16 protein-coding genes are annotated in these 15,933 nt (G+C 69.4%); 11 read left to right on the top strand and 5 right to left on the bottom strand.

The genetic code is table 11. The features are described from left to right. Positions 1-203: 203 nt before the first annotated feature. The gene (locus ACZ5WG_RS29360) at positions 204-425 is read left to right on the top strand and encodes an MbtH family protein (protein WP_468727074.1); all 222 of its coding nucleotides are present in this window, start codon (positions 204-206) and stop codon (positions 423-425) included. Positions 426-511: 86 nt separating this feature from the next. Here the strand turns inward: ACZ5WG_RS29360 and ACZ5WG_RS29355 are convergent, their stop codons facing one another. Then, positions 512-1,867 carry a lysine N(6)-hydroxylase/L-ornithine N(5)-oxygenase family protein gene (locus ACZ5WG_RS29355; RefSeq protein ID WP_468727073.1) on the bottom strand — a complete coding sequence of 452 codons (1,356 nt, stop codon included), beginning with the start codon at positions 1,865-1,867 and terminating at the stop codon, positions 512-514. Positions 1,868-2,183: 316 nt separating this feature from the next. Here ACZ5WG_RS29355 and ACZ5WG_RS29350 point away from each other — a divergent pair, with 316 nt between their 5' ends. Then, on the top strand, positions 2,184-2,828 hold the full coding sequence (locus ACZ5WG_RS29350) for an FMN-binding negative transcriptional regulator (RefSeq protein ID WP_468727072.1): 645 nt from the start codon (positions 2,184-2,186) through the stop codon (positions 2,826-2,828). Positions 2,829-2,856: 28 nt separating this feature from the next. Here ACZ5WG_RS29350 and ACZ5WG_RS29345 read toward each other — a convergent pair whose 3' ends face one another. Next, positions 2,857-3,552, bottom strand: a complete 696-nt coding sequence (locus tag ACZ5WG_RS29345) for an LmbU family transcriptional regulator (protein WP_468727200.1) — start codon at positions 3,550-3,552, stop codon at positions 2,857-2,859. A 143-nt stretch (positions 3,553-3,695) separates the two neighbouring features. Further along, positions 3,696-3,959, bottom strand: coding sequence for a hypothetical protein (locus ACZ5WG_RS29340; RefSeq protein ID WP_468727071.1), 264 nt, complete (start codon positions 3,957-3,959; stop codon positions 3,696-3,698). Here ACZ5WG_RS29340 and ACZ5WG_RS29335 point away from each other — a divergent pair. The 4 genes from ACZ5WG_RS29335 (at position 3,958) to ACZ5WG_RS29320 (ending at position 8,916) form a co-directional block, all read left to right on the top strand. Next, complete coding sequence (locus ACZ5WG_RS29335) at positions 3,958-5,073, top strand: serine hydrolase domain-containing protein (protein WP_468727070.1); 1,116 nt, start codon at positions 3,958-3,960, stop codon at positions 5,071-5,073. The two genes, ACZ5WG_RS29340 and ACZ5WG_RS29335, sit on opposite strands and share 2 nt — an antisense overlap. 226 nt (positions 5,074-5,299) lie before the next feature. Beyond that, positions 5,300-6,328 carry an N-acetyl-gamma-glutamyl-phosphate reductase gene (gene argC / locus ACZ5WG_RS29330; RefSeq protein WP_468727068.1) on the top strand — a complete coding sequence of 343 codons (1,029 nt, stop codon included), beginning with the start codon at positions 5,300-5,302 and terminating at the stop codon, positions 6,326-6,328. Positions 6,329-6,464: 136 nt separating this feature from the next. Beyond that, positions 6,465-7,616, top strand: coding sequence for a bifunctional glutamate N-acetyltransferase/amino-acid acetyltransferase ArgJ (gene argJ / locus ACZ5WG_RS29325; protein WP_468727067.1), 1,152 nt, complete (start codon positions 6,465-6,467; stop codon positions 7,614-7,616). A gap of 70 nt (positions 7,617-7,686) precedes the next feature. Continuing rightward, entirely contained in the window at positions 7,687-8,916 is a 1,230-nt protein-coding gene (locus tag ACZ5WG_RS29320) for an acetylornithine transaminase (RefSeq protein WP_468727065.1), read from the top strand. 41 nt (positions 8,917-8,957) lie between these two features. Here the strand turns inward: ACZ5WG_RS29320 and ACZ5WG_RS29315 are convergent, their stop codons facing one another. Both ACZ5WG_RS29315 and ACZ5WG_RS29310 read right to left on the bottom strand, forming a co-directional pair. Then, complete coding sequence (locus ACZ5WG_RS29315; RefSeq protein WP_468727064.1) at positions 8,958-9,959, bottom strand: AfsR/SARP family transcriptional regulator; 1,002 nt, start codon at positions 9,957-9,959, stop codon at positions 8,958-8,960. A 78-nt stretch (positions 9,960-10,037) separates the two neighbouring features. Next, entirely contained in the window at positions 10,038-10,787 is a 750-nt protein-coding gene (locus tag ACZ5WG_RS29310; protein WP_468727062.1) for a thioesterase II family protein, read from the bottom strand. 715 nt (positions 10,788-11,502) lie between these two features. Between ACZ5WG_RS29310 and ACZ5WG_RS29305 the strand changes: the two genes are divergently transcribed. The 5 genes from ACZ5WG_RS29305 (at position 11,503) to ACZ5WG_RS29285 (ending at position 15,925) form a co-directional block, all read left to right on the top strand. Then, positions 11,503-11,718 (top strand): MbtH family protein, encoded by a 216-nt coding sequence (locus ACZ5WG_RS29305; protein ID WP_468727060.1) that lies wholly within the window; start codon positions 11,503-11,505, stop codon positions 11,716-11,718. 163 nt (positions 11,719-11,881) lie between these two features. Continuing rightward, positions 11,882-12,559: an LmbU family transcriptional regulator gene (locus ACZ5WG_RS29300; RefSeq protein ID WP_468727059.1), complete on the top strand. Its 678-nt coding sequence runs from the start codon at positions 11,882-11,884 to the stop codon at positions 12,557-12,559. Between the two features lie 96 nt (positions 12,560-12,655). Then, a complete protein-coding gene (locus ACZ5WG_RS29295; RefSeq protein WP_468727057.1) occupies positions 12,656-14,239 on the top strand; it encodes an amino acid adenylation domain-containing protein in 1,584 nt (527 codons plus the stop codon). A 34-nt stretch (positions 14,240-14,273) separates the two neighbouring features. Beyond that, positions 14,274-14,504 carry an acyl carrier protein gene (locus tag ACZ5WG_RS29290; RefSeq protein ID WP_468727056.1) on the top strand — a complete coding sequence of 77 codons (231 nt, stop codon included), beginning with the start codon at positions 14,274-14,276 and terminating at the stop codon, positions 14,502-14,504. A gap of 233 nt (positions 14,505-14,737) precedes the next feature. Continuing rightward, entirely contained in the window at positions 14,738-15,925 is a 1,188-nt protein-coding gene (locus ACZ5WG_RS29285; protein ID WP_468727054.1) for an NAD(P)/FAD-dependent oxidoreductase, read from the top strand. Positions 15,926-15,933: the final 8 nt, after the last annotated feature.

Genomic DNA, 15,933 nt, shown 5'->3' with positions numbered 1-15,933 from the left:
GAGTGTGTCCCGATTTCGGGACACGTCCTGTCAACAGGACAGTGGATGGCAGATATCAAGGTAATGGGTCCCGCAGGCCTCCACGGGTTCCCGAAAGGTGCATGATCTGGCTTGGCGGTCTCGCCAACTCCATCCCACCGATGGATGATGATTCATTTTCTGCTCGAAAGTGAATCGTGGACGGCTTGAATTGGAGTGGATTGATGAGCAGCAACCCGTTCGACGACGCCAACGGCCGGTTCTACGTTCTGGTGAACGACGAGCAGCAGCACTCGCTGTGGCCCTCGTTCACCGACGTTCCCGCCGGCTGGCGCATCGTGTTCGGCGAGGAGAGCCGCGACAGGTGCCTCACGTACGTGGAGGACAAGTGGACCGACCTGCGGCCGCAGAGCCTGCAGGACGCGATGGTCGCCGACGCCGCGTGAGCTGACCGGGCACGGCCCGGAACCGCCGTGGGGTGTGCCCCGGTGCTGCAGCCGCAGCACCGGGGCACACCCCACGGTGTGCCGCCTCAGGCGGCCGAGGACGTTTCCGCCACGGGGTGGTTGAGGTCCAGCTCCCGCTCGGTGCGCCGCAGCACGATCGAATCGGCGATCTCGCCGCTGCGCACCGCGATGTTCGACAGCAGGGACGAAGACATGCCGTGGGTGTGCTCGGTGCCGCCCTGGAGATAGACGCCGCAGGTCAGTCCCGATGCGGTGACGAGGCGGTAGTCGCGTTCCACCCGGTGCCTGCCCGCCGCGTCGCGCTGGAAGTGCTGGTCGAAGTCGCCGAGCAGGCGGGCCGGGTCCAGGCCGTCGTAGCCGGTGGCGAACACCAGCGCGTCGACGGCCAGCTCCTCCGTCCGGTCGTCGAGCACCGAGTGCAGGACCACCCGCGCCCCGCTTCCGGCACGTTCGACCTCGGCGACCCGGGTGAGGTTGCGGAAGTGCAGCCGCTGGTCGCCGCCGCGCACCTGCTCCTCGTACGAACGCTGGTACAGGGCCCGGATGACGTCGGCGTCGACCACCGAGTAGTTGGTGTTGCGGTGATAGCGCCAGAACGCGTCCCGTGCCCGCTCGGTGCCGAAGTAGTACTCGTCGACCGCGTCGGGGTCGAACACCTGGTTGGCGAAGGGGGTGTCGTCGGCGACGGAGTAGCCGTACGACGGGATGACCGCGGAGACCTGCGCGTGCGGCAGCGAGTCGTAGAGGAACCGGGTGATCTCGGCCGCGCTCTGGCCGGCACCGACCACCGCCACGCTCTTGAGGTCGCCCGCGGCCTGGGCGTTGAACTTGCTCAGGAACTCCGAGCTGTGCCACACCCGCTCGTCGGACGTCACACCCTCCGGCAGGCGCGGCACCAGACCCGTCGAGATGGTCACGTTGCGTGCGGTGACCACGCTGGTGGTTCCGTCGCCGCCGCGCACCTCGATCTCGAGGAGGTTGGGCGTCGGTGACCCGGCCTCGGTGACGGGCCGGATCGAGGTGACCTCGGCGCCGTAGGTGACCTTGTCGCGCAGGCCCGCGGCCGCCCACTCCAGGTACTGGTGGAATTCGTGCCGGGTCGGGAAGAAGTCCTGGTTGTTCACGAACTGCACCAGCCGGTTGGAGGCGTGCAGATACGAGATGAAGCTGAACCGGGACATCGGATTCCTGAAGGTCGCGAGGTCCTTGAGGAACGAAATCTGCATGGTCGTCGACGGCAGCAGCATGTTCCGGTGCCAGCCGAACGAGGGCTGTCGCTCGAAGAAATGGGACTTGACCGGATGCTGCGGAGCGCTCGCCCCGTGCTCCTCCAAGGCGATCGCGAGCGACATGTTGGACGGGCCGAAGCCGATACCGACCACGTCGTAGATCTCTTGGTTGCGCCTGCCAGTTATGCCCATAGAAATTTCTCCCGCTTGCGTCTGGAAAACTCGGCCGGTGGCCCGAGAGACCGTTCTGCAGTGTTGCTCCCGAGAGTAACTCAAGGCAACTTGAAGACGGCCTGAAGACTGTTTTGAGGGCTTCTCGAGGTGCTCGATTATCCGAAGGCTTTGTCCTGTCGACGGGACGGCGATATGGTCGGCGCGGATTATCAAGATCTCCGCGTGACGCGGCCGGTGGCCGATTGCCCATGTGTCCTGTGTCCGGAGTAATGCGATCAGTCATGCCCTGAGCCAGGGTCATGCCCTGAGCCAATTGTTGAAAGGGTGTATCCGAATGTTCGTGCCCAGCTCTTACCGCGAACCGGACAGTTCGTGGATGGTTGACCTGATCCGTGGTAATCCATTGGCGCTCGCGGTGGCCAATGGCAGCCCCGAGAACGGTCCGTTCGCCACGCACCTCCCGGTCATCTTCGACCCCGAGACGTCCGGCGACTGGTCCGGCGACCTGCCCGGTGCCACGCTGCTCGGACACATGAACCGGGCGAACCCGCACTGGTCGGCGCTGGAGACGGGCGGCGTCCTGCTGCTGACGTTCACCGGCCCGCATTCCTACGTGTCGCCCACCGTGTACGAGAAGACGCCGGCCGCCCCGACCTGGAACTTCACCGCGGTGCACGTCCGGGGCGTGGTGGAGAAGATCGACTCGATGGACGAGACGCTGGGCGTGGTCGAGTCCACCGTGCGCGCCTTCGAGGGGGCGTTCGGCAACGGCTGGGACATGACCGAGTCGCTCGACTACTTCCGCAAGATCGCGCCCGCCGTAGGGGCCTTCCGGTTCACGGTGACTGGGGCCGAGGGAATGTTCAAGCTCAGCCAGGAGCAGCCGGACGAGGTGCGCGACCGGGTACAGAAGTCCTTCGGGCAGAGTGAGTGCACGTACAAGCGCCAGACCGCCGGGCTGATGAGCCAGCTGTCCTGACGCGCCGAAGGGCCTCGGCGACGGGGACTCAGGCGCTGACGGCCACGGGCCGGGTCTGCTCGGCGAGGTCGTCCAGGGCGCTCGCGGCCGCACTGTCCAGCGTGGTCATCACCCACTGCTCGAAGTCGACGCCCAGCTGCTCCGCGGCCTTGTGCCACCACTGGACACGGCTGCCGGGAACCTCCAGACGGCGGCTCGGCTCGGTGGGAGTGCGGGGCAGCTGCTCCCCCTGGCGGGCGGCGCGGATGGCGCCGCGCAGCTGCTTGGTGGTCCACTGCCCCTGCTCGGCGCGGTCGAGCCAGCGGTCCTGGTCCTCGACCGTCATGGAAGCCAGCTCGGCGTGGTGCTGGAAGCTCAGGGTGGGCCGGCGCCGAGTGAAGTCGAAGCGCCGTGAGACCCATGCGTAGTTGCGCAGGGTCTGGTACGAGAGGCCGACGGCCTGTATCCCGCGCTGGTACCGGTCGGTGTAGTGGTCCTTGCCGTACCTCAGCCAGTCACCCAGCCACCAGGAGGACGAGTCGAGGACGCCGGCGAGCTGGCGCCCGGCCCGCTCCCACTCGTCGTAGGCCATCCCGGTCGGCATCTGCAGGCCCACCTTGGTCGTCAGCACCTGGCCCCGGCGCGGCGCGGCCCCCGCAGTGCGCGGCTGCCGTGCCGGGGGCTGCGGGGGAGCGGTTGCCGGGCCGCCATGCGGCCCTGCGGTTAGACCGGCCTGACGTGCCATCATGCCTCCATCAGAGGGGTGTATATAACCGGCGAGAAGTTTCGCGGGGCGGGCTGGAGCGGTACCTGAGCGGCGTTCGAACGGCCGCAGGGTTGTCCCGTCGACAGGACGGCACACGACCGCATGTCCAATCCTGACAGGAATTAATTGCCCGCCGCGGCTCTATTTCCCGCCCGGGTCGGCGACTTCGGGCCATTCAATGGGCCTGCTTGTGCATGTAAATCGGCCGCCTGAATGTCGAAAAGAACCAGCGGGCAGGTATTTTCATGCCGTGGTTCGACTTCGCCGACGGATCGCACAAGCACGGCATCGGCGAAATTCAGACGACCTTCAGGACGGGGAATGAAGATGACGATACGGAAGAGACCAAAGGCCGGCGTGGTCGGTCTGGCGGCACTCGCGATCATGGCCACCGCCTTCACCGGTCCCGCCCAGGCAACGGAGGACACGGCCTCCAAGGCGGCCGCCCACCAGGCGACGCAGCGCGCGATCGACGCGGCCGTTGCGGCCGGCATCCCCGGCATCACGGTCGAAGCCCGGGATGCCAACGGGGTCTGGAAGTCGGCATCGGGCGTGGGCAACCTGAACACGGGTGCACCGCGCGGCAAGAACGACCGGTTCCGTGTCGGGCACGTCACCGCCACCTTCGTGGCGACGGTCCTCCTCCAGATGGAGGCGGAGAAGAAGCTCAGCCTCGACGACGCTGTGGAGCGCCATCTGCCGGGCCTGGTGACGGGCAACGGCAACGACGGCCGCGCGATCACCGTACGACAGCTGCTCAACCACACCAGCGGCCTGTCCGACTACTTCGCCGACGGCGACTACGTCTCGACGTACGTCCTGGGCGACGGCTACCTCCAGCACCGGTACGAGACCATGCCGCACAACAAGCGCGTGGAGGTGGCCCTCTCGCACGCGCCGGCGTTCCAGCCCGGCGCCAGGCACGGGTTCTCCAACACCAACGACATCCTGTCCGCGATGATCGTCGAGAAGGTCGGCGGCAAGCGGTACGAGGACGAGGTGCGCAAGCGCATCATCGAACCCCTCGGGCTCACGGCGACGTCCACCCCCGGCAACGGCACCAACCTGCCCCAGCCGAGCAGCCGCGCCTACTCCAAGCTCTTCTTCCAGACGCAGCCGGACAAGATCGACGACGTCACCGAGGTCAACGGGTCGCAGACCTGGGGCAACCTCGACATCATCTCCAGCGCAGCCGATCTGAACCGGTTCTACAGCGCCCTGATGCGAGGGAAGCTGCTTCCGCCGAAGCAGCTGGCGGAGATGAAGACGACCATCGTCAACCCCGACTTCCCGCTCTCGTCCTACGGCCTCGGCCTCGAACGGCTGACGCTGGGCTGCGGCACCACCATCTGGTACCGCGACGGAGGCACGGTGGGCTGGCTCTCCCTGGTCGCCACCACCGAGGACGCCGGCCACCAGCTCACGTTCAACTACAACAGCGACTGGCGACCGGACGACATCCTCACCATCCTCAACGCCGAGTACTGCGGCGCGTCCTAGCGCTCACGCCGAGGCGGGTCACGAGAGCGCCCTCCCCGACCGCGACACCCGGCGACACCAGGACGCCGGCCCGCACGACGAGCCGTTGGCGTGGTGCGGGCCCGGCACCTGTGAGCCGTGCCTTCGAGCCGCAATCAATTCCGAGGCTGTCGTATGTACGGCGAACGCGACGGGTGACAGGCCCGGATCGCGTGAGAAGGACATGTGTGTCACATCGGGAGGGTTCATGACAGTGCGAGCAGCCGTGGCGGGGGCGAGTGGATATGCGGGGGGCGAGCTCCTACGCCTGCTCCTGGCCCACCCTGAAGTGGAGATCGGTGCTCTGACCGGGCATTCCAGCGCGGGACAGCGCCTCGGCGCGCTGCAGCCGCACCTGGCTCCGCTGGCCGGGCGGGAGCTGCAGCCCACCACTGCCGACGTCCTCAAAGGGCACGACGTCGTCTTCCTCGCCCTGCCGCACGGCCAGTCCGCCGCCGTCGCGGAGCAGTTGGGCGACGAGACGCTCGTCATCGACTGCGGCGCGGACTTCCGCCTCGCGGACGCGGCCGACTGGGAGACGTTCTACGGTACGCCGCACGCGGGCACCTGGCCGTACGGCCTGCCCGAGCTGCCCGGAGCCCGCGCCGCGCTGGCAGGCACCAAGCGCATCGCGGTACCGGGCTGCTACCCGACCGCCGTCCTGCTGGCCCTGTTCCCCGCGTACGCGGCGGGACTGGCCGAACCCGAGGCGGTGGTCGTCGCGGCGTCCGGCACGTCCGGCGCCGGCAAGGCGCCCAAGGCGGACCTGCTCGGCAGCGAGGTCATGGGCTCCATGCGGCCGTACGGCGTGGGCGGCGGCCACCGGCACACACCCGAGATGGTGCAGTACCTCAGCGCCGCGGCGGGTCACCGGGTCGCCGTCTCCTTCACTCCGACCCTGGCCCCCATGCCGCGCGGCATCCTCGCCACCTGCTCCGCCGCGGCGCGGCCCGGGGTCGGTGCGGACGACGTACGGGCCGCGTACGAGAAGGCGCTGGCCGACGAGCCGTTCGTACGGCTGCTGCCCGAGGGACAGTGGCCCGGCACCGGCGCCGTGTACGGATCGAACGCCGCGCAGATCCAGGTGGCCCTCGACCCGGCCGTCGGCCGGATCATCGCGATCAGCGCCATCGACAACCTCACCAAGGGCACCGCGGGCGGTGCCGTCCAGAGCATGAACGCCGCCTTCGGCCTGCCCGAGGGCCTGGGGCTTTCCACGATCGGAGTCGCACCGTGAGCTGGGGGCACCTCCCAGCGGTGGCTGGGGCAACACCCGCAGCTGCCGGGCCGCAGACGACGACAGTCGCACCTCTGCGCTGCACGGGCGGCAGTGACATCAGCCGCAACCGCGGCGGGGCGAACAAGGAGATGTAGTGAGCGTCACCGCAGCACGAGGCTTCACGGCGGCGGGCATCGCCGCAGGAATCAAGCAGAACGGCAACCGAGACCTGGCTCTCGTCGTCAACAACGGGCCGCGCTGCGCCGCGGCCGGCGTCTTCACCTCGAACCGGGTGCAGGCCGCCCCCGTCCAGTGGTCCCGGCAGATACTCGCCGACGGCGAGATCCGCGCGGTCGTGCTCAACTCCGGCGGCGCCAACGCCTGCACCGGACCGCAGGGCTTCCAGGACACGTACGCCACCGCCGAGAAGGCCGCCGAGCGGCTCGGCCTGGACGCGGCGGACGTGGCGGTCTGCTCCACCGGGCTCATCGGCGTGCCGCTGCCCATGGACCGGATCCTGGCCGGCGTCGACAGCGCCGTCACCCTGCTGTCCGAGTCCGGCGGGGAGGACGCGGCAGTCGCCGTCATGACCACCGACACGGTGCACAAGACGGCCGCCGTCACCCGGGGCGAGTGGACCGTCGGCGGCATGGCCAAGGGCGCCGGGATGCTCGCGCCCGGGCTCGCCACCATGCTCGTCGTGCTCACCACGGACGCCGCCCTGGACGCAGCGGTACTGGACCGGGCGCTGCGGGACGCCACCCGTTCCACGTTCGACCGGGTCGACTCCGACGGCTGCATGTCCACCAACGACACCGTGCTGCTGCTCTCCTCCGGGGCGTCCGAAGTCACCCCGGAATACGCCGAGTTCGCCGAGGCCGTGCACACGGTCTGCGCCGACCTGGCCCGGCAGCTCATCGGGGACGCCGAGGGCGCCAGCAAGGAGATCCGCATCGAGGTCGTGGGAGCCGCGAGCGAGGACGACGCCGTCGAGGTGGGCCGCTCCGTCGCCCGCAACAACCTCCTCAAGTGCGCCATCCACGGCGAGGACCCCAACTGGGGCCGCGTCCTGTCCGCCATCGGCACCACCTCCGCCGCTTTCGAGCCCGACCGGCTCAACGTCGCCATCAACGGCGTGTGGGTCTGCAAGAACGGATCGGTGGGCGAGGACCGCACGCTGGTGGACATGACCGGACGCGAAGTCGGGATCACCGTCGACCTCGCCGCGGGCGCGGACTCCGCCGTCATCTGGGCCAACGACCTCACCGCCGAGTACGTCCACGAGAACAGCGAGTACGCCTCATGAGCGCTTCTCCGTCTCATGAGGGCCCCCTGTACGCAGTGAACAACGACGTGAGCTTCGAGGGAGCGACGGCATGAGCAACGGCGCGGACACGGCGGACCTGACCGGGGCGGGCAACGCGGCGCTGACCCGCCGCTGGCAGGGCGTCATGATGGACAACTTCGGCACCCCCCTGCTGCCCCTGGTCCGGGGCGAGGGCACCCAGGTCTGGGACGCGGAGGGCAACGAGTACCTCGACTTCGTCGGCGGCATCGCGGTCAACTCGCTCGGCCATGCGCACCCCGCGGTCGTACGGGCCGTCTCCGAACAGGTCGCCTCACTCGGACACGTCTCGAACCTCTTCATGGCCGAACCGACCGTGCGCCTCGCCGAGCGCCTGCTGCAGCTCGCCGGGCGCCGGGGCCGGGTCTACTTCTCCAACTCCGGCGCCGAGGCCAACGAGGCGGCCTTCAAGATCGGCCGGCTCTCCGGCCGCACGCACATGGTGTCGGCCGTCGGCGGCTTCCACGGCCGCACCATGGGGGCCCTGGCCCTCACCGGCCAGCCGGCCAAGCAGCGCCCCTTCCATCCGCTGCCGGGCGACGTCAGCCACGTGCCGTTCGGGGACGTCGAGGCCTTGCGTGCCGCCGTCACCCCGCACACCGCGCTGCTGATGCTGGAACCCCTGCAGGGGGAGAACGGCGTGGTCGTGCCTCCGCCCGGCTACCTGCGGGCCGCCCGCGAGATCACCGCAGCGACCGGCACCCTCCTCGTCCTGGACGAGATCCAGACCGGCATCGGGCGCACGGGCCGCTGGTTCGCGGCCGAGGCCGAAGGCGTCGAGGCGGACGTCGTCACCCTCGCCAAGGGCCTGGGCGGCGGTCTGCCCATCGGCGCGACGCTCGCCTTCGGCGCGGCCGCCGAGCTGCTCACGCCCGGCGCGCACGGCTCCACCTTCAGCGGGAACCCCGTGGTGTGCGCGGGCGCCCTCGCCGTACTGGACACCATCGAGCGGACGGGCATCCTCGACCACGTGACCTGGACGGGGGAACGGCTGCGGCGCGGCCTGGAGACCCTGGACCACCCGCTGGTGCGCGAGGTCCGCGGCGCCGGCCTGCTGCTGGGCGTCGTGCTCAACGGGAAGTTCGCGGCGCAGGTGCAGCAGGCGGCCCAGGACAAGGGCCTCCTGGTGAACGCGGTGATGCCGGACGTCATCCGGCTCGCCCCGCCGCTGAACGTGTCGGACCGCGAGGTGGACACGTTCCTCGACGGCTTCCGGGCGGCCCTGTCCGAAGCCCTCGGCGAGGTACTGACGGCGGCCTGAACCCGCCCCGCGGGCCCCGGTGGACCCGCTGGCGACACGGCCTAGGCGAGCCCCGCGCCGGCGGTCACCCGCGGCGCGGTGCTCGCCGTCAGCTCGTTGAAGCGGCACCACAGCTGGTTCTGCTCCTGCTGCAGCCGCTCGATGCGGCGGTGCAGACGGGCTATCTCCTCGCAGAGGGGAAGCACCGCGTCGTCGGCCGTCGCGTCCGTCTCCGCGGGCGCCGTCCCGGCCCGAGGCGGGTCGGCCGGGCGGGTGCCCGCCGCCGCGGCGAGAGCCGGGTCGTGGTGGAGGATCGCCTCCATCAGGCCGCGCAGAGCGGGGCCCGGCTCGACACCGAGTTCGTGGACCAGGCGGTTGCGCGCCCGTTCGTACACGCGGAGCGCCTCCGCCTGCCGTCCGCAGCGGTACAGGGCGACCATCAGCAGGTCGTAGAACCTCTCCCGCATCGGGTGATCGGTGGTGAGCTCCACCAGCTCGCCGGTGATCTCGCCGTGGCGCCCGGTGCGCAGATACGCGTCGTACATCATCTCCAGAGCGGTCAGCCGGTGTTCCTCGAGCTGGGCCGCCTTGCCGGCGCAGATGTCGCCGAGCACGCTGCCCTCCAGAGCCGGGCCGCGCCACAGCGACAGCGCCCGGCGCAGCAGCTCACCGGCCCGCCCCGGGTCGCTGGACAGGATCCGCCGGGCCTCGTCGGTGAGGTGCTGGAAGCGCGCGGCGTCCGTTTCGACGGGCGCGAGCTGCAGGGTGTAGCCGCGCGAGGTGGTCACGATCCACGGGTGCTGTGCATGCTGTGTGACGCTCTGGCTCTCCGGTCCGGACAGCAGCCGGCGCAGCCGGGCCACATGGAGCTGCAGCGCGTTCGCCGCGTTGGCGGGCGGGCGCTCGCCCCACAGCTCGTCGATGAGCCGCTGCACGGAGACGTTGTGTCCGGCCTTCACCACCAGTGCCCCCAGCAGTGCACGCTGCTTGGCACCGGTGGGAACGATCCGCAGACCGGTCCGTTCGTCCTGGACTTCCACGAGACCGAGCAGGCGGAACTCCATCTCATCCCCTCACACACGCTGGCATCTCAGTCAGTTGCAGGAGTCGGGCGGCCACGCGTCGGCGGTTCGCCAAAGGGTTCAGGAGGAGCGCATCGCGCCCGCCGCGGCGAGCGCAGTGGTCGCGTCCCGTTCGATCTGCCGCAGCAGCGGACCGGGATCGTCCTGGAAGTAGAAGTGACCGCCGTCGAAGACGTGCAGGCCCAGAAAGTGCTCGGTGTGCTCTTCCCAGCCGGTCATCCGCGCCGGTGAGGCGGAGTGGTCCTCGCCGCCCGCGTAGGCGGACAGCGCCACGGGCAGCGGACCGGTGCCGGGAGCGGGGCGCCAGGTCTCCACCAGGCGCAGGTCGGCCCGGATGACCGGTTCGAACAGGGCCCACAGGTCGGGGTCGTCGAAGACCGCGTCGGGTGTGCCGCCGAGCAGCTTCAGACGAGTCCGCAGCTCGGCGTCGGGCAGCTGGTGGTAACGGTTCTTCGGCCCGGCCAGCTGCGGTGAGGTTCGTGCGGAGACACCGATCCACACCGGCAGCGGCAGGCCCCGGTCGACGGCCCGCCGGGTGATCTCGTACGTGAGGAGAGCGCCCATGCTGTGCCCGAAAAGGGCGTAGGGGCCGTCCCTCAGCTGGGGCTCGATGATGCGCAGCAGGTGGTCGGCGAGGCGGCCGGCGTCTGCGATCTGCGGCTGGTCGAGGAGGAGGCCGTGGCCCGGGGCGTCGAGCAGCCGCACGTCCCACGTGTCCGGCAGCTCGGCGGGCCAGTGGCGGTACAGCAGGTGCGAGCCCCCCGCGTGGTGCAGGACGAACAGGCGCAAGGCAGGTCGTGTGCCGTCCATCTCTCTCCCTCCGATCGGCCGCGCGTCCTCGGACCATAGAGCGCTGTCCGGCTGGCAGCGTGCGGGTACCAGCCGGACTCCGCCCCCGGTGTGGCGGCTCTCGAGCGATCCTCCGGCGGTGCGGCGCGGACACGGGGCGGCGGACATCGGGGAGAGCGCGGGTGCACGCCGGGCAGTGGCCTGAAATCCCGCGCGTGACTGCGGCGAGGTCCGTGCGGATCTCGAGCGGTTCGCCACCGTGAGCGGCGAAGACCGGCCCGAAGGCGCTCGGAGACCTCCGTTCGCCCGGCCGCTCGAGCGGACCTTGACCGGGTCTCAAAAGGGCCGTGGATACAGTGGCGGCAAGTCGGCTACCAGCAACGCGGGCAGCCAAGCCCGTACGACGACCGCGGCCCGACCGAGACGGCCGAGGTCCCGCGCCACCGCTCGAACCGGAGCGGACAGCGGACGGGCCGATCGGCTGCCGTACGTCCTCATCCCAGGAACGTGAGGCAGCCGGTCTCCCAGGAATCCAGTGGGGTGCAGAGGACGACCGGGAGGTCGGCCGGCCTGCCGCCCTGGTACCGCTGACGGTCGAGTCCTTGCGGTGACGCGGCAACGCCGGGGTCGCCACCGATGCCGGGTGTCCCGCCGACCGGACGGAGCCGACCGGTGAACCCGCGCCTGGGCCATCTCCAACTCCGAGTCACCCCGTGACAGTTAAGGACGGTGCCAGTTGAGCACGAACCCCTTCGACGACGAGAACGGCCGCTTCCACGTTGTCGTCAACGACGAGGAGCAGCACTCCCTGTGGCCCGCGTTCGCCGAGGTGCCCGCCGGCTGGCGGGTGGTCTTCGGTGAGGCGGCCAGGTCCGAGTGCCTGGAGTACGTCGAGCAGAACTGGACCGACCTGCGCCCCAAGAGCCTCCGCGAGGCCATGGCGGCGGGCTGAGCGCCGCTCGGATGCTCGTACGCCGGCCGCAGGGGAACGACAGTGTCCGCCGCCCGGGTGCTCGCCCGAGCGACCCGTGTACGCCCAGGCAAACACTCTGAGTGGGGAGATGAAGGTTGTGAGCGGCGCTGTGAGGACCGCCAGCAGATACAAGGCGGGGCCGGTGGGCAACAGCGGTGAGCCCGCGCAACGCGATGCGGTCCTGTCGTTCGCGGGGTCGCAGGCCACGGTGCAGAAGTCGGGGATGGTCTTCCCGCAGAACCTGTCGGAGCGGTCCTGGGAGCAGATCGGGACCAACCTGCGCGAGCTCGTGAACTCCTCCGCGTGGTGGCTCGCCGACTGGATGAACTACGGGGAGTCCACCTACGGGTGGCGGCGGTACAAGGAGGCGATCGAGCGCACGGGGCTCGACTACCAGACCTTGCGCAACTACGCCTGGGTGGGCCGGCGGTTCGAGCACCACCGCAGGCGGGACAGCCTCAGCTTCGCCCACCACGCAGAGGTGGCCCGCCTGTCGCCGCCGGAGCAGGACTACTGGCTGCGCAAGGCCGAACAGCAGAAGTGGTCGCGCAACGAACTCCGCAGGTCGGTCCGTGCCAGCCTGGCCGTGCAGAGCGACACGACCGAGGTCCCCGCGGGCAGCGGCGACGAGAAGCAAGAGGTACCCCGGCTGGCCGACTCGGCGGCCGCTGAAAAGCGCCGGCAGAAGGTCACCACGCTCACCATAGAGCTGTCCGCAGGCCAGCTGGAGTACTACTCGAAGACGGCTGCCGCGCACGGTCTGCCCGTTGACAAGTGGGTGACCCAGGTGCTCGAAACCGCCGATCGCCGGACCGCCTAGAGGCGCATCGCCCCCACGTGCCGGCCGCCCCCTCCCGTTCCCGGGGGTGCGCCGGCGGCTCGTCCGACCGGACACCTCTCACATCGGAGTCAGTTGATGATCCTTCAGGGAAAGCGGGTCGCCCTGCCCTCGGCGCCCGTCGTCCACAAGCAGTTCGAGGCGAACGTGGCGGCGGCGCCCGACGCCGTTGCCGTCTTCTGGGCCGGCCAGGAGCTGACGTACGCAGAGCTGGACGTGAAGGCGAATCGATTCGCCCACTTCCTCGCCGAGCGCGGACACGGCCGGGGTGCGAAGGTCGGCGTCTGTCTCGACTACTCGATCGACATGCTCGTCGCCATCCTCGGAACCCTGAAGGCAGGCGCGGCCTACGTGCCGTTCGACCCGGCCTACCCCGCGGCCAGGCTCCAGCTGCTGCTGGGCCAGGTGCCCGACCTCGCCCTGATCGTCGCCTCCCCGGCCACGGCCGACATGGTCGAGTCGGCGGACGTCGACGTCATCGACCTCGAGCAGCTCGCCGACGGCCTGGCGGCCCTCCCGGCGACCGCTCCCGACGTCACCGTCACCGGCGACGACATCTGCTACGCGGTCTTCACGTCCGGCTCGACCGGTACGCCCAAGCTGACCGCGGTGCGGCACGAGGGCTGGTTCAACCTGATGAACTGGCTGAAGCTCGAGTACGGCCTGCACACCGGGTCGAACCACCTGGTCGTCAGCGCGTTCGGGTTCGACCTCTCCCAGCGCAGCCTGATGACACCGCTGTTCGTCGGCGCCACCCAGAACCTGATGGCGACCCGGAACTTCGACGCGATGATGGCCTACCGCCTGCTCCGCGAGCGCGACATCCGCGTGGTGCACTGCGCCTCCAGCACGCTGTACCTGCTGGTGGACTGGGAGACCGCACGCGGCGGCGACGTCCTCGCCAAGCTCGACTACGTGCTCTTCGGCGGCGAGGCCCTGAAGGTCCAACGGCTCACGGACTGGGCGCGGCGCGAGGGCAACACGTGCACCCTCCTGCACCAGTACGGCGTCGCCGAGTGCACGGACGTCGCGACCTCGTACGACCTGGCCGACTACCGGCCCGGCGAGCACGACGTCCCGCCGGTCGGCAGGCCGGCCTACAACACCGACATCCACCTCGTCGACGAGGACCTGCGCGGTGTCGCGCCGGGGGAGCAGGGCGAGATCTGCATCTCCGGCGCCAGCGTCGGCGCGGGCTACCTCAACAACGGCCCCGAGAACGCCAAGTTCACGACGATCGAGGTCGACGGGGAGCCGCGCCGCGTGTACCGCACGGGCGACCGCGGCCACGTGAACGAGGCCGGCGAGCTCGTCGTCCTCGGCCGGATCGACGCCCAGGTGAAGGTGCGCGGCATGCGCATCGACCCCACCGACATCGAGCGCGCGCTCGCCCGGCTGTCCGGGGTCCGTGAGGCCGCCGTGGCGATCACGTACACCGACGCCGGCGAGGCCGAGCTGATCGCGTTCATCGTCCCGGCGGGGGACGACCTCGCCGAGGACGACCTGCGCACCGGCCTCCTGGAGACGCTGCCGCGGAACATGGTGCCCGCCAAATTCGTGAACGTCCCGCTGCTTCCGCTCAGCCCGCACGGGAAAGTCGACCGCGTCGCGCTGGTCGATGCATACCGGAAGCAGTTCGCCGACAGCGGCATTGCCGCATAGTCGACGGACTTTGATGACAACCGAGAGGGCTGTGATGATTGCCGACAGTGTGCGCGCCATTTGGTGCCGGGAACTCCAGCACGACGACATATCGGTCGACGACGATTTCTTCGCCCTGGGCGGCCAGTCCCTGATCATGGTCAAGATTCAGGGTGCCTTTATGGACGAGTTGGGCGTCGAGGTTCCGATGGACCAGATGTTCCTCAACTCGACCGTGGCGTCGATCTCTGCGTACATCGAATCCCTGGGTGCGCCGACCCGGTAGCTCCAAGCGTGGTCGATGCCCTGTCGTGTCTCGCCGGCGAGACACGACACGGCATCGGCGTGTGTTCCTCGCACTGGCTCTATTTATCCCGCTAGTTCGTATCGGCTAGCATCGAATTCATGCTCGGCAGTGGTTATTCGGTCCGCTGCGTCGATAGCGCGCTCAATCACAACGGATTTCTGGTTGCTGCCGCGTTGGGTCAAAAACTACCTGGTAAGAGAGGCGGAGGCGCCATGTACGACGTGATTGTCATCGGTGCCCGTTGTGCGGGCTCGCCGACGGCCATGCTATTTGCGCAGCAGGGCTATCGAGTGCTGCTCCTGGAGAAAGCGCGATTCCCTCAGGACACGCTGTCCTCGCACTACCTGCACATGCAGGGCGTGGCGCTGCTCAACCGGTGGGGACTGCTCGACAAGCTCAAGGACGCGGGCTGCCGGCCCATCACCAAGCAGGTCTACGAGGGCCCCGGTGTCCGCATCGAGGGCTTCTCCCTGCCGATGGACGGCCTGACCGCCACGTACGCGCCGCGGCGCTTCGTGCTCGACCCGATCCTCGCGGAGGGCGCCGTCGAGGCCGGCGTCGACTTCCAGGAGGGCTGCGCGGTCAACGACCTGCTGTTCGAGGACGGCCGGGTCGTCGGCGTGCGGTACACCACGCCGGGCGGCGCCGAGGCGACGGAACGGGCCCGCCTGGTCGTCGGCGCGGACGGCATGCGATCGCTGGTCGCCCGCAAGGTCGGCGCGGAGAACGTCATCGAGCACCCGCGGCTGACCTGCACCTACTACAGCTACTGGGCCGGGGTCCCGTCCGACTTCGAGCTGTACGAGCAGCCGGGCCGCTGGATCGGCGTGCTGCCGACCAACAACGACCTCACGCTGCTCATGGCCTACTTCCCGCAGGCGGACTTCGGCGCGGTCCGCAAGGCCGTCGAACCCGCCTACCTCGATGCGTTCCGTACGACCGCGCCCGAGCTGTGGGAGCGCATGCAGTCGGGCGAGCGCGTGGAGCAGCTGTACGGCACGGGCCACCAGGACAACTACTTCCGCAAGGCCTACGGGCCCGGGTGGGCGCTGGTCGGCGACGCGGTGAACCACAAGGACTCCATCACCGCCCGCGGCATCACCGAGGCCTTCGTCCAGGCCCAGAACCTCACCGATTTCATCGGGGACGGCCTGCACGACGACGCCAAGCTCAAGTCGGCGCTGAGGCGCTACGAGAACGAGCTGAGCAACGAGGCCCTCAACCACTACCAGGGCGCGCTCAACGTGGCCGAGCTCAAGCCCGAGGGCCGGGTCGACATGCTGCGGAAGCTGGTCGGCCACCAGGAGCACATCGACCGGTACTTCTCGACGCTGTCGGGGGCGTGCTCCATCGACGACTTCTACAACGACGAACTTTTGACCCTGCTCGACCAGAGCTGAGTGACGAC

This window comes from Streptomyces sp. NPDC032745, from assembly GCF_055579465.1.
The sequence above is the reverse complement of the archived record's forward strand: the minus strand, read 5'-3'. Positions and strand labels throughout refer to the sequence as shown.